This window comes from Kribbella sp. NPDC023972, assembly GCF_040639075.1.
Taxonomy (GTDB): domain Bacteria; phylum Actinomycetota; class Actinomycetes; order Propionibacteriales; family Kribbellaceae; genus Kribbella.
The window spans coordinates 467989-481261 of the sequence record NZ_JBEZZH010000005.1; the positions used below are offsets into that span (position 1 = coordinate 467989).

Consider the following 13273-nt stretch of genomic DNA (forward strand, 5'->3'; position numbering starts at 1 on the left):
GTGGCGGCTTCGGTGACGCCCGCAGCACGTTCCGAGCCGACGGATGAGTTCTGGTTTTTGGCGGCGGACGTCAAGCGGCGGCATGGAGTCGCACCTCCGGTTGGTAGATGTGGTGGGCTGAGGCGACGTAGAAGCCGAGGAGGCGGACTCCGGCGACGCGGCAGAGGTGGGTGGCGGCTTCGGCCCACTCGGCGTCGAGCTCGGGCCAGAAGTCGGGCCCTGGACGTCCCAGAGCGAGCAGCAGCCCAGTGCCAGGGGCGGTGCGGACAGCCGGAATGATCGCGCCGAAGGCGGTGGAGCACAGGTCACTCGGCCGGAGGCTCGTCGTTGCGGCGCGAAACTCCGACGGCAGGTCGATCGCGACGGTGGCGATGTAGTGGTCGTCGGCGTCGCAGAGGACGACGGTGAAGGTGCCGCGCTGCCGATCGCCGAGGCTGACGAGCAGGTCGACGACATTCGCCGTCAGGACGGGGTCGGAGAGTGGGTGGTCGGGCCAGGTCTGCGGGAGGTCTTGGAAGCTCATACCTACAAGGTGCCGTCGTTCCCACCCTTGATTTGACTTATCCACAGACCAATATCAGCCAAGGAATTGGCCCATCAGATCTGCGGTGAAATGGATCTGCATGGTGGGCCGCGGCGCTCCTAGGCTCGAGTCATACCGAGCCGAGGGAGACCGAGATGAGCATCACGAGCGGCCGCGTCCGCAGCGGGCAGGCAAACCACAGCGGTGGTGGCCACGCACGGTTCCTGCCGCCTGCCGGGGTAGCTCGGGACCTCGCGATGGCGCAGCTGGCGAACTCGGTCGGGGACGGCGCGTTCATTGTCACGTCGGCGTTGTTCTTCACGCGGATCGTCGGCCTGTCGACGGCCGAGGTCGGGCTCGGCTTGACGGTCGCCTGGCTGATCGGGTTTCTCGCCGGTGTTCCACTGGGCAACCTCGCCGATCGGAAGGGCGCCCGCGGCATCGCCATCCTCCTGGCTCTGACCACCGCCGCGTCGGTCGCCGCGTTCCTGGTCGTCCGGAGCTTCCCGCTCTTTCTGGTCGCCGCGATCGTGTACGCAAGCAGTCAGACCGGCCTGACCGCCGCACGGCAGGCACTGCTGGCCGGTCTGGTCGAGCCTGCTGAGCGCACTCGCATTCGCGCCTTCCTGCAGTCCACAGTCAACGCAGGACTGGCAGTCGGCGCAGCACTCGGCGGTATCGCCCTCCACTACGACACGGCACCGGCGTACCTCACAGTCTTCGCGCTCGACGCCGTCAGCTTCCTGATCGCAGCCCGGCTCATCCACCGCGTCCCGGCCGTAGCCGTCAGCGTCCGGATCAAGGGCGAGCCGCGCCTCGCCGTACTGCGTGATCGTCCGTACGCCGTACTCGCGCTGCTGAACGCGATCATGCTGCTCTTCATGCCCCTGCTCAGCCTGGTCGTACCGCTGTGGATCGTCACCCGCACCGACGCGCCCGACTGGGTCGTGGCCTCACTCCTGATCGTCAACACGCTCGGAGTGACCCTCTTCCAAGTACGGACAGCGCGAACCGTGAAGGACCTCCGCACGGCCACCCGCTCCATCCGGTACGCCGGAGTCGCCATGCTGGCCGCATGCGCGGTGTTCGCCGTCTCCGCCGCGAATCTCAACGCCACGACGGCAGCCGTCGTACTGATCAGCGGTGCGGCCCTCCTGACCCTCGGCGAGATGAAGCTGGCATCGGGAGCGTGGGAGATCAGCTTCGGCCTCGCCCCCGCCGACAAGCAGGGGCAGTACCAGGGCTTCTTCGGCACCGGCCCGGCCATCGCCCGCATGGCCGGGCCGGCGCTGCTCACAACCGTCGTCCTCGGGTGGGGTCCGATCGGCTGGATCGCAGTGGGTGCACTGTTCCTGGGGACCAGTTGCGCAACTGGTCCCGCCGTACGATGGGCTGCGCGGACGAGGGCTGTCAACGAGGACGCCCAGCCGTCGCTGGTAGAGGAGAACGCCGCCTGATGGAGATCCCCGGACTGGTAGAGGTCACGACGTACGACGAGCTGCGCGAGATCGTGCCGGCGCCGCTGGCATCCACCGCCGGCAAGGCCCGCAAGGAGTTGCACGAGCTGGACCGGCAGTGGCTGGCCGCGTCGCCGTTCTGCCTGATCGCCACCTCGGCGGCGGACGGCACCTGCGACGTCTCCCCCAAGGGCGACCCGGCCGGGTTCACCAAGGTCATCGGCGACAGCACGATCGCCATCCCGGAGCGGGCCGGCAACCGGCGGGTCGACGGGTTCGGCAACATCCTCACCAACCCGCACGTCGGGCTGATCTACTTCATCCCCGGGCGTGGCGAAACGCTGCGGATCAACGGGCGGGCCCGGATCCTGAAGGAGGCGCCGTTCTTCGACGAGATGATCGTCCGCGGCAACCGCCCGCAACTGGCGCTGCTGGTGGAGATCGAGGAGATCTTCCACCACTGCTCGAAGTCGTTCCTGCGCTCGCAGCTGTGGAAGCCCGAGACCTGGAACCCGGAGGCGATGCCGAGCCGGGCGAGGATCGCGAAGGCGCTGGACCGCCAGGACGAGGACCTGGCCGAGCTCGAGGCCTACTACGGCAAGGCCTACGAGGAGGGGATCTACCAGGTCAAGTACTGAGTACCACGGACGGAGCAGGCCGGAATACTCCGTGGCGACGATGACATCGCACCGGCTAGCCCTCTACGGTTCCGTAGTGTGACCACGACCGAGCCGATCGCGCCGCCGCCCTGGGGAGCCCGGGCCAAGCGCATCGCGCTGCCCGCGGTGATCAGTGCGGTCACGCTGGCGGGTTCGTTCGGTGCCGCCGACAGCCAGACGGACCGCCGGGAGGCCGACTGGCTCATGGTGGTGCTGATCCTGATCGGGTCGGTGTCGCTGTACTGGCGCCGGACCCGTCCGGTTCCGGTGCTGTGGGCAACGGTCTGTTCGACGCTGGCCTACATGCTGATGCAGTACCCGTACGGCCCGGTGATCTTCTCGTTCGTGATCGCCGCCTTCACGGTGATCCGTTGCGGCCATCGACTGGCCGGCTGGGCCGGCATCGTCGCCCTGTACGTCGGCCATGTCGGCGGCCGGCTGATCCTCGGCATCAACGAGGACGGCATCTACCAGATCCTCCTGGTCGGCACGATCTTCGTCGTCCTCGGGTTCACCGCCGAGCTCTTCCGCGCCCAGCGGGACCGGGCCATGGCGGCGGCCCGGACCCGCCAGGAGGCCGAGCTGCGCAAGGCCGGCGAGGAACGGCTGCGGATCGCGCAGGAGCTGCACGACGTGGTGGCCCACCACATCTCGCTGATCAACGTGCAGGCGTCGACCGCGCTGCACCTGGTCGATCGGCAGCCGGAGCAGGCCGGTCCCGCGCTCGCCGCGATCAAGGAAGCGAGCAAAGAAGCGCTGGTGGAGCTGCGGTCGATCGTCGGCATCCTGCGGCAGTCGGACGAGTCCGCGCCGCGGCAGCCGGTCGCCGGCCTCGAAGGGCTCGAGCAGCTGGTCAGCCGGACGTCCCGCGCCGGCCTGGAGGTGCACACGATCGTCCACGGCGACCCGCACCCGTTACCGACCAGGCTCGACCGCGCCGCCTTCCGCATCATCCAGGAGTCGCTCACCAACATCGTCCGGCACGCCAAGGCGAACGCCGCGACCGTGCGCATCCAGTACGGCGAGGACGCGCTCGTCATCCAGGTCGACGACGACGGTCAGTCCCTTACCGGTCCGCCCAAGGAGGGCAACGGCATCATCGGCATGCGCGAGCGAGCCACCGCCCTCGGCGGCACCCTGACCGCCACCCGCACCCCCACCGGCAGCCTGCGCATCACCGCCCACCTGCCGCTGTAGTCGCCAGACACGGCCTAAGCCGGCAAGCGGACGTGGGAGGGGTTGAGGTCGGCTACCCGGGAGACGCCGAGGAGGGCCATGGTGCGGCGGACTTCCTTGGTGAGGATCTCGGCGGCTCTCGCGACGCCACGCTCACCGCCGGCCATCAGGCCGTAGAGGTAGGCGCGGCCGACCAGGCAGGCGTCGGCGCCCAACGCGATGGCGGCGACGATGTCGGCGCCGGACATGATGCCGGTGTCGAGGTAGATCTCGGCGTCGGTGCCGATCGCCTTGCGAACCTCGGGCAGGATGCGCAGCGGTGTGGGCGCGCGGTCCAGCTGCCGGCCGCCGTGGTTGGACAGGACGATCGCGTCGGCGCCCGCGTCGACCACCCGGCGCGCGTCGTCGACCGTCTGGATGCCCTTGACGATCAGCGGGCCGGACCAGATCGACCGTAGCCAGTTGAGGTCGTCGATCGTCATCGTCGGGTCGAACAGCGTGTCGAGCAGGTCGGCGACCGTACCGTCCCAGCTGGAGAGCGACGCGAACGTCAACGGCCGCGTAGTGAGCAGGTTGGCCCACCACGCCGGGTGCAGCGACGCGTCCAGGACGGTCTTCGCGGTCAGCGACGGCGGGATGGTGAAGCCGTTGCGTACGTCGCGCAGCCGCGCACCGGCCACCGGTACGTCGACGGTCAGCATCAGCGCCTCGTACCCGGCCGCGGCCGACCGCTTCACCAGATCCTCGCCCGCGTCGCGGTCCTTCCACACGTACAGCTGGAACCACTTGCGTGCGTCCGGCGCGGCCGCGGCGACGTCCTCGATCGACGTCGTACCCATGGTGGACAGCGCGTACGGGATGCCGATCTGCTCGGCGACCTTGACCACCGCGCTCTCGCCCTCGTGGTTCATCATCCGGGTGAAGCCGGTCGGCGCGAACGCGAACGGCAGCTCCGAGCGGCCACCGAGGATCGACGTGCCGAGGTCGAGGTCGGACACGTCGCGCAGGATCGACGGCTGCAGCTCCAGCTCGGCGAACAGCCGGCGGGCCCGGCGCAGGCTGATCTCCGCCTCGGCCGCGCCGTCGGTGTAGTCGAACACCGAGCGCGGCGTCCGGCGCTTCGCGATCGCCCGCAGGTCGGGAATGGTGAGCGCCTTCTCGAGCCGGCGGTCGGTCGGGTTCACCGTGATCGGCTTCGGCCGCAGCAACGGCTTGAGCTCGGACCATTTGGGCAGCTGTCGATCGGTCATCGGTACTCCGAAGGGCCGGCAAGGGCGGACGTGGTCGTGTGGTCGGACCACAGCATAGCCTGTGGTCCGACCACACAGGTAGAGTCGTCCACATGCACCCCCTCCCCATCCCCCTCACCCCCACAGGGCAGGTGGATTCGGGGAGGTTTTCTGGCCAATTCGGGGGCAGTTCCCTCCCCGGACTCCTGAGGAATTCTTCCCGAAGCGGGTTGGAGCGGGCGTGAAGAATTATGAGCTGGTGCTGCACCGGGTCGAGGCCGAGCTGGCGTCGGGACGACTGCGGATCGGCGAGCGGCTGCCCGGGGAGCGGGTGCTGGCGGAGCAGCTGGGGATCAGCCGGCCGTCGGTCCGCGAAGCGGTCCGGGTGCTGGAGGCGATGGGGGTGGTCCGGACAGCCACCGGGTCCGGTCCGGAGGCCGGTGCGGTGATCGTCGCGGAGCCGGTGTCGCCGCTGACCGCCGTCCTGCGGTTGCACTTGGCAACTAATCACCTGCCGATGGCTGATGTCGTCCAGACCCGCATCCTGCTGGAGTCCTGGGCCGCCCGGGAGGCGGCGGGGCGGCAGATGGACGCCGGTGAGCTCAAGCTGGCCGAGGACTTGCTGGATCGGATGGAGGACGGCGGGCTGTCGCCCGAGGAGTTCCATCTGCTCGACGCGGAGTTCCACGTGGCGTTGTCCGGACTGGCCGGGAACGTGCTGATCGCGGCGGTGATGGCATCGTTGCGATCGGCGATTCACGGGTACGTGCTGGCCGCCGTACCCAATCTGCCCGACTGGGAGGCGACCGCGGTCGGGTTGCGCGCCGAGCACCGCGCCATCCTGAAGGCGATCCGGGGCGGTGAACCCGACGCGGCCGCCGACCAGGTCACCGCCCACATCCAGAACTTCTACGAAGCGGCCGCCCTAGCACCGTTCGGCGGCGGACAACGCGGTACGGCGCAAGCCGAGGATGACCGTGGCGCCGACGACCAGGTGGAGTGAGGCGAGGCCGAGCTTGGCGCCAACGCCGATGCCGCTGCTGAGAGGGCTGCCGAGCGAGGTGGTGCAGGCGATCACCGCGAGGACGGTCCAGACCTTGCGTGCATTGAGCGTACGGCGTTCCAGGATGGCCAGCAGGCCCCAGCCGGCAAAGGCCATCGCGGACGCACACACGGTCGCGCGGCAGGCGCTCACCCGCCTGTCACCGCGGGAGTACGACGTGATGCTCGCGGTCGCCCAGGGCAAGGCGAACGCCCAGATCGCCGCCGAGCTCTACATGAGCGTGGCGACGGTGAAAGCGCACATCTCCCACATCCTCACCAAACTCGAGCTCGGCAACCGCACTCAGATAGCCCTGCTGGCCCATGACGCGGGGTTGGCCTGACAGATGCTTTAGCGTGGGCGCATGATTCGGGTGCTGCTGGCGGATGACCAGGCGCTGGTGCGGGCCGGGTTCCGGTCGTTGCTGAACGCCGAGGACGACATCACGGTGATCGGCGAGGTGTCGGACGGTGCCGAGGCGGTCACGGTGGCGCGGGCGGAGAAGCCCGACGTGGTGCTGATGGACATCCGGATGCCCGGTACCGACGGCCTGGAGGCGACCCGGCAGATCGGCGCCGACGAGACGCTGAACGACGTCCACGTCGTCATCCTGACGACGTTCGACCTGGACGAGTACGTGTTCGAGGCGCTCCGGGTCGGGGCCAGCGGGTTCCTGGTCAAGGACACCGAGCCGGTCGAGCTGCTGCAGGCCGTGCGGGTGGTGGCACGCGGTGACGCGCTGCTGTCCCCCGGTGTGACCCGGCGGCTGGTGGCGGAGTTCGCTTCGCGGAGCCGGCAGCCGCGTGCCAGCAAGGAGCTCGATGTCCTCACCGACCGGGAGAAGGAGATCGTCGCCCTGGTCGGCGAAGGCCTGTCGAACGACGAGATCGCCGAGCGGCTGGTGCTCAGCCCGGCCACCGCGAAGACCCACGTCAGCCGCGCGATGATCAAACTCGGCGTCCGCGACCGCGCCCAGCTCGTCGTGGTCGCCTACCAGACCGGCCTCGTCCGCCCCGGCTGGCTGGGTTGAGCTTTTCACGCCGCGTCCGCCACTGAAGCCACCGTGCAGGCGCCAGTGAAGCCACCGTGCGGAGAGCCATCGAGTGTGAGCACCGTGCGCCCGGCAAGCGCATACCTGCTACCAACTCCCCACACTCGATGCTGCGGGCGCCAGTGAAGGCAGCGTGCAGGGGCCAGTGTGCAGGCAGCGGGGGAAGTTGGCGGGGAAGGTCGTGAGGGGTGGGGTGTACTCCTCATGCGGTAGTTCCGGTCACTCCCCCTGGCCGACGCGAGAACCAGCCGGTGACCGGCAGTCTCGGCGGTATGAACACGACAGGTGCTCCGCTGGTCGAGGTGACCGGGCTGACGAAACGCTACGGCGACACCCTCGCGGTTGACGGTGTCGATCTGACTGTCCTCCCCGGGGAGGTGTATGGGTTCCTCGGACCGAACGGTGCCGGGAAGACGACGACGCTCCGGATCCTCACCGGGCTGATCGCGCCGACGAGCGGCGAGGTCCGCGTGCTCGGCGGTGCGCCCGGGCAGCCCGCCGTACTGGGCCGGACCGGGTCGATGATCGAGTCGCCGGCGTTCTACCCGTACCTGTCCGGTCTGGACAACCTGCGACTGCTGGCCGAGTACGCCGAGGTGCCGCGCCGGAGGATCGACGAGGTGCTGGAGCTGGTCGACCTGACCGATCGGGCCCGGGACCGCTTCTCGACGTACTCCCTGGGGATGAAGCAGCGGCTCGGGGTCGCCGCGGCGCTGCTGAAGGATCCCGAGCTGGTCATCCTGGACGAGCCGACGAACGGGCTCGACCCGGCCGGCATGCGCGACATGCGCCGGCTGATCCGCGAGCTCGGCTCCGGCGGCCGGACCGTACTGCTGTCCAGCCATCTGCTCGGCGAGGTGCAGCAGATCTGTGACCGGGTCGGGATCATCAACTCCGGCCGGATGGTTGCCGAGCACAACGTCGAGGACCTGCGCGGTGAGCGGGAACTGGTGGTCCGGGCCGCCCCGCGGGACCAGGCGCAGACCATCCTGACCGACTTCCTCGGCGCCGGCACGGTGCACCAGTACGACGAGACGCTGCGGGTGAAGGTGGAGCCGGCCAAGGCGGCCGAGGTCAACCGGGTCCTGGTCGAGGCCGGGATCGCGGTGTCGGAGCTGCACAGCACGGAACGGGCTCTCGAGGACGTGTTCTTCGAGCTCACCAGCGAGGAGAAGTCCGATGTTGGGTAGCTACCGCGCGGAGGTGCTGAAGCTCCGCAAGCGTTCGGCGGTCTGGGTGCTGTTCGGCGCCGGACTCGTGCTCAGCCTCATCTTCGGCTATCTACTGCCCTACCTGGGCTACGTGACCGGCGACGAGAACCCGCAGACCGACGGCGTACCGCGGAGCGAGATCCTGCGCGGGATGCTGCCGGAACGGGTGCTGGACAACACCATCGGCGGCTACCCGATCTTCGCCGGCGCGCTGGCGCTCGTGCTGGGTGCGATCGTGGTCGGCGGCGAGTACACCTGGGGCACGCTCAAGACGATCCTCACCCAGCGGCCGGGTCGCGGCGCCGTACTCGCCGCGCAGTTCCTCGCGCTGGCGACCATGGTCGCGGTCTGGGTGCTGGGGATCTTCGTCGCCTGCGCACTGTGCAGCATCGGGATCGCGGCCGTCGAGAACGGTTCGACGGACTGGCCCGGCGTGACGGCGGTGCTGGAAGGGCTCGCCGGTGGCTGGCTGGTGCTGGTGATGTGGTGCCTGGCCGGGGCGGTCCTGGCCGTTGCCTTCCGCAACGTCGCACTGCCGATCGGGCTCGGCGTCGTCTGGATCCTCGGGATCGAGACGCTGCTGGCCGGGGTGGTCAGCAGCCTGCTGCCCGATCTCGAGTTCCTGTCCGACGCGCTCCCCGGCGCGAATGCCGGCTCGCTGGTCTTCAACGTGACCGGGATGGCGGCCGCCGACGCGCCGCCCGGGGTTCGCGACGCGGTCGGCGGCGGGCGTGCCCTGCTGACGTTGCTGGCCTACTGCGCGATGTTCGCCGTACTGGCCGGCTGGACGACCCGCCGCCGGGACGTCACTTGATTCCGGCGTGTACCAGGGCGAGCTCACAGAACATCGCGTTCGCCCACGAGAACCACTCCCGGGTGAACCGCGACGGATCGTCGACGTCGAATCCCTCGTGCATCTGGCCGGTACCGCCCGTGGTGTCCCGCAGGAGCTCCAGCAGCCGTTGGCGCTCGTCGGCCGACGTACTCGACAATCCCTGCACAGCAAGGGCGATCGGCCACACGTAGTTCGGCGGGGTGTGCGGGCTCCCGATGCCGGCGGCGTGCGTACCGCTGTAGTAGTACGGGTTCTCCGGACTCAACAGCAGCCGGCGAGTGGCGAGGTACGTCGGGTCGTCGGCGGCGGCGTACCCGGTCAGCGGGATCGACAACAGACTTGGCATGTTGGCGTCATCGAGCAGCAGCGACCCGCCCATGCCGTCGACCTCGTAGGCGTACACCCGGCCGTGGACAGGGTGCTCGACCGTCCCGTACTGAGCGATGCCGTCGTCGATGTCGGCCCGGAGCTCCTTCGCCCGCGTGGCCAACCCGGAGTCGTGCAGTGCTTCGGTCGCGATCGCCTCCAGATACCCGAGCACGACCGACGCGAACATGTTGCCGGGCACGTTGAACCCGAGCTCGGTCGCGTCGTCACTCGGCCGGAACGCACTCCAGGACATCCCGGTCGGCCGGGTCAGCCGACCGCGTCCCTCCCGCACGAGCGTGTCCGACGGCCGGTCATCACGTCGCTGGAACCGGTACGGCGACCTGTTCTCGTGATCCTGCTCGACGGTCCACAGCTCGATGATCGCCTCCGCCGCGGCCTTGAACCGCTCGTCGATCACGTCGGCCCGGCCGGTGATCCGCCACAGCCGGTAGGCCAGCTCGAGCGGGAAGCAGAGCGAGTCGATCTCGTACTTGCGCTCCCACACCCACGGCGACATCTCGGTCTCGTCGGTGACGTGACCGGCGCCGTTCGGCTCCCGGTTGAACGCGTTCGCGTACGGGTCGAGTACGACGTACTCGAGCTGGCGATGCAGGACACCGATCAGCACGTCCTGCAGCGCCGGGTCCTCGCGACACAGCAGCAGGTACGGCCGGAGCTGGGCGGCCGAGTCGCGCAACCACATCGCCGGGATGTCCCCGGTCAGCACGAATGTCGTCCCGTCCGGCAGCCGCTCGGCGACCGCCGGCAGGTTCTCCGCCATCGATCGCCGGAACATCTCCGCGATCACCTTGTCACCGGTCGCCCGGCGAACCGCCACGGTGGCGCGGTCGAGCACCTCGGGATCGATCATCAACACATCACCTTTCACCACTCACGAGTTCGCCTTCCGGCAACAGCACCGACGGATTCGGCGAGAAGGTCTGGTCGAGAACCAGGCTGGCCGCTCCGATCGCGCCGACGTCCACGCCGAGCGCCGTACCGGAGACGTCGAACGGATGGACCGAGCGGACCAGGAAGCGTTCCTTTAGCGCGGCCTCGACGGTTTCACCGAAGAACGGCGCGAGCTGCTCCCAGTGCGGGCCGCCGAACACGACTCGGTCGAGATCGAGCAGGTTCGCGATGTCTTCGACCACCTTCGCGACCCGCTCGGCGAGTGCGGCAACGATCTCCCGTGCCACGCCAGGACCTGCTTGTGCCACTTCGCACAACGTGGCGAACGCCGCGTCCACGGCCTGCCGGTCGTCGAGATCGATGCCCTGGGCAAGTACGCCGGCCTGGACCGCTTGCTGCACCAGGAATCGCGGCTGGCTCGTCTCACCGGCGCAGCCGCGTCGGCCGCAGTAGCAGACCGGGCCGTCGGGGTCGACGATCACATGACCGATCTCGCCGGCGTTGCTCGACGATCCACGCACGACCTCGTCGCCGACCACCAGCCCGGCGCCGATCCCGGTGCCCAGGTAGAAGAACACGAAGTTGGCGTGCCGCTCCGATCCACTCACCCATTTCTCGGCGGCGGCCGCGGCGGTCACGTCCTTGTCGAGCAGCACCGGCAGCCCGGTCCGCGCCTGCAGCTCGTCGCGCAGTGGCACCAGGTGCCAGGCCGACAGGTTCGGCGGATCCACGACGACACCACGCTCGACGTCGATCGGACCAGGGGCCGCGATCCCGGCCCCGATCACGCGCTCGCGCGGCGCCCCGGCCTGGCTGATCACGTCCTCGATCGTTGCCGCGATCCGGTCGATCAGCACGTCGGGATCATCGGCGTGCGGTGTGCCGACGCTGCGACGGGCGACCACTTCGCCGGTCAGGTCGAGCACCACGACGGTCACGACGGCCGGGTCCAAGTGCACACCGACGGCGTACTGGCCGGACGGCTCGAGCTCGAGCAGGGTCCGCGGCTTCCCGAGACCTGCGCTCTTCTGCCGACCCGCCTCGCGGACCAGGCCGGCGTCCAGCAACCGGCGGATGATGTTGGAGATCGCCTGCCCGGACAGGCCGGTCGCCTCGGCCAGCTCGACCCGGCTGAGTTGTTCGGTACGACGAATCGCGTCCAGCACCACGGCGTCGTTGAAACCGCCGACGCGATCCAGATTGGTCCCCCGGCGTACAGCCACTAGTCCCCCAGACGTCACGGTGAAACCGGATCAGCGCCCCACGGGCGCGACCAGTCGTAGTGGATCGTCTCGGCGCCGGATCGCCACGAGTTCGGCGTGGTGTTCACCAGCCAGTCGGCCGGCTCGAGCCCGGGCCCGTCCCCACCACTGAGGGCCAACCGTATACCTTCGCTCAGCGCCCGGTCCGACTGCTCTGTCCGCGCGACCGGATCGACCGACACGAACAGCGCCGTACCTGATCGGGCGACCAGGTCGAGGAACCGCTGGTTCAGCTCCCACGGCGTCTGCGGGGTGCACGGGACGCAGTCGGCATCGACTGTGAAGAAGCGATGGTGCTGCGGCAACCGGAACGCGAGCGTGTTCACGCCCATCCTCCGGGTCCGCTCCCAGTCCCGCCCGGACGTGTCGTCCCCGGTCCGCTGTACGTCGACCAGCCCGGCCGCGAGGTGGCCGACGGTGTTGCACCCGATCAGCACGACACCTTCAGCGGCCAGGCGGATCTCGCGGTAGAACGCGAGGACGATCTCGGCCGACGTACGGGTCTGATCGTGGAACTGCCGACCCTCGTCGGTCAGCCCGGACACCATCGACGGTCCCCAGCGGCCGAACATGTCGTACGTGCTGAAGTCGTGCTTCACCAGCTCGAAACCCCAGTCCTTGAACCGCTGCAGGTCGGTGCGGACAAGGTCGAGGACTTCCGGGTACGACGGATCCAGTGCGCGGGCGGGCTCGCGAACCCGCAGCGGACGGAACCACAGACCGGGCCGGGCACCGAGCTGTTTGATCGCCGACGCGGTGCCGGCCATGTCGTCGAAGACTTCGGGGGTGCCGGCGTCCCACGGTCCACCGGAGGCGATACCACCCGGGTACCAGCCGTCGTCCACGACGCTGAACGGTTTGACCGGATGACCGTCGGCGAGCTCGACGACCGTCATCGCGTCCTTGAGAACCGCCTTCTCGTCAAAGTTCTCGCCGTACGCGTAGTACCAGTTGTTCGCCCCGACTACCGGCACGGGCTCAGGTCGCGCCGGTAGCCGGGAGCTCATGGTGGCGACCGCTGCATGCAGGGTCAGCCAGGGCGTGCCTGCGTCCTCGAACCGGCGGACGGTCGCGGCAGTCAGCGTCCGGCCGTTCAGCTGGGTTGGGCCGCCGCCGTTGCGAAGGTCGAGCCACAGCGTGAAGCCGTCGGCGTCGACCGTCCACGAGCAGAAAGCGTTCGGCTGGACGTCCACGCCTGCGCCGGTGCTACGGCCAGTCCTCGGGTCGTGGCTGAGGAAGTACCACGGCAGCAGTCGCTCGGGTTGCTGGTGTCGCCACTGAAGATCGCCGTACGAACGTTCCCACGCGTCGCCGACGATGAGGGCCTCGGCGGGCAGCGGTTCGGACCAGCGGATCGCGACGCGGGAGAGGGTCCGCGCACTGACCTCGACGGTGCCGTCGGACCAGGTCACCGCGATACCCGCCGCCGACCAGGTCGGGCCGCTGCGCACGGCCGTGGTCAGGGGGTCCGAGGGTTCAGCCTGGACGAAGACCGCGCTCGGTTCGTTCACCTGACTCCCTTGCGGACGGAATTTCCCCAGAGACTT

14 protein-coding genes are annotated in these 13273 nt (G+C 69.1%); 8 read left to right on the forward strand and 6 right to left on the reverse strand.

Features of this window, described 5'->3' with window-relative positions; all coding sequences use genetic code 11:
- Positions 1-70: 70 nt before the first annotated feature.
- On the reverse strand, positions 71-523 hold the full coding sequence (locus AB0F43_RS22810; protein ID WP_360480128.1) for a hypothetical protein: 453 nt from the start codon (positions 521-523) through the stop codon (positions 71-73).
- Between the two features lie 155 nt (positions 524-678).
- On the opposite strand from AB0F43_RS22810, the gene AB0F43_RS22815 reads away from it, so the two are divergent.
- The 3 genes from AB0F43_RS22815 to AB0F43_RS22825 all read left to right on the forward strand — a co-directional run bounded on the left by AB0F43_RS22815 (position 679) and on the right by AB0F43_RS22825 (position 3836).
- Positions 679-1980, forward strand: coding sequence for an MFS transporter (locus tag AB0F43_RS22815; protein ID WP_360480131.1), 1302 nt, complete (start codon positions 679-681; stop codon positions 1978-1980).
- A complete protein-coding gene (locus AB0F43_RS22820; RefSeq protein WP_360480134.1) occupies positions 1980-2618 on the forward strand; it encodes a pyridoxamine 5'-phosphate oxidase family protein in 639 nt (212 codons plus the stop codon). The genes AB0F43_RS22815 and AB0F43_RS22820 overlap by 1 nt, the downstream gene beginning before the upstream one ends.
- A 78-nt stretch (positions 2619-2696) precedes the next feature.
- Positions 2697-3836 carry a sensor histidine kinase gene (locus tag AB0F43_RS22825; protein WP_360480137.1) on the forward strand — a complete coding sequence of 380 codons (1140 nt, stop codon included), beginning with the start codon at positions 2697-2699 and terminating at the stop codon, positions 3834-3836.
- Between the two features lie 14 nt (positions 3837-3850).
- On the opposite strand, the gene AB0F43_RS22830 is transcribed toward AB0F43_RS22825, so the two are convergent.
- Positions 3851-5065, reverse strand: coding sequence for an alpha-hydroxy acid oxidase (locus AB0F43_RS22830; protein WP_360480140.1), 1215 nt, complete (start codon positions 5063-5065; stop codon positions 3851-3853).
- Positions 5066-5285: 220 nt separating this feature from the next.
- On the opposite strand from AB0F43_RS22830, the gene AB0F43_RS22835 reads away from it, so the two are divergent.
- Complete coding sequence (locus AB0F43_RS22835) at positions 5286-6047, forward strand: FCD domain-containing protein (protein ID WP_360480143.1); 762 nt, start codon at positions 5286-5288, stop codon at positions 6045-6047.
- Here the strand turns inward: AB0F43_RS22835 and AB0F43_RS22840 are convergent.
- Positions 5970-6290 carry a DUF6069 family protein gene (locus AB0F43_RS22840; RefSeq protein ID WP_360480146.1) on the reverse strand — a complete coding sequence of 107 codons (321 nt, stop codon included), beginning with the start codon at positions 6288-6290 and terminating at the stop codon, positions 5970-5972. The genes AB0F43_RS22835 and AB0F43_RS22840 overlap by 78 nt on opposite strands.
- On the opposite strand from AB0F43_RS22840, the gene AB0F43_RS22845 reads away from it, so the two are divergent.
- The 4 genes from AB0F43_RS22845 (at position 6172) to AB0F43_RS22860 (ending at position 9162) form a co-directional block, all read left to right on the forward strand.
- Positions 6172-6429 carry a LuxR C-terminal-related transcriptional regulator gene (locus tag AB0F43_RS22845; protein ID WP_360480149.1) on the forward strand — a complete coding sequence of 86 codons (258 nt, stop codon included), beginning with the start codon at positions 6172-6174 and terminating at the stop codon, positions 6427-6429. The two genes, AB0F43_RS22840 and AB0F43_RS22845, sit on opposite strands and share 119 nt — an antisense overlap.
- 21 nt (positions 6430-6450) lie before the next feature.
- A complete protein-coding gene (locus AB0F43_RS22850) occupies positions 6451-7116 on the forward strand; it encodes a response regulator transcription factor (RefSeq protein ID WP_360480152.1) in 666 nt (221 codons plus the stop codon).
- A 293-nt stretch (positions 7117-7409) separates the two neighbouring features.
- Complete coding sequence (locus AB0F43_RS22855; protein WP_360480155.1) at positions 7410-8327, forward strand: ABC transporter ATP-binding protein; 918 nt, start codon at positions 7410-7412, stop codon at positions 8325-8327.
- Positions 8317-9162 carry an ABC transporter permease subunit gene (locus AB0F43_RS22860; RefSeq protein WP_360480158.1) on the forward strand — a complete coding sequence of 282 codons (846 nt, stop codon included), beginning with the start codon at positions 8317-8319 and terminating at the stop codon, positions 9160-9162. The genes AB0F43_RS22855 and AB0F43_RS22860 overlap by 11 nt, the downstream gene beginning before the upstream one ends.
- On the opposite strand, the gene AB0F43_RS22865 is transcribed toward AB0F43_RS22860, so the two are convergent.
- Genes AB0F43_RS22865 through AB0F43_RS22875 form a run of 3 tightly spaced genes read right to left on the reverse strand, consistent with a single transcriptional unit; the run spans position 9155 to position 13237 of the window.
- Positions 9155-10423 (reverse strand): glycoside hydrolase family 125 protein, encoded by a 1269-nt coding sequence (locus AB0F43_RS22865; RefSeq protein WP_360480161.1) that lies wholly within the window; start codon positions 10421-10423, stop codon positions 9155-9157. The two genes, AB0F43_RS22860 and AB0F43_RS22865, sit on opposite strands and share 8 nt — an antisense overlap.
- Positions 10424-10430: 7 nt before the next feature.
- Positions 10431-11687, reverse strand: a complete 1257-nt coding sequence (locus AB0F43_RS22870; RefSeq protein WP_360480164.1) for an ROK family transcriptional regulator — start codon at positions 11685-11687, stop codon at positions 10431-10433.
- A gap of 14 nt (positions 11688-11701) precedes the next feature.
- Complete coding sequence (locus AB0F43_RS22875; RefSeq protein WP_360480167.1) at positions 11702-13237, reverse strand: hypothetical protein; 1536 nt, start codon at positions 13235-13237, stop codon at positions 11702-11704.
- Between the last annotated feature and the right edge of the window lie 36 nt (positions 13238-13273).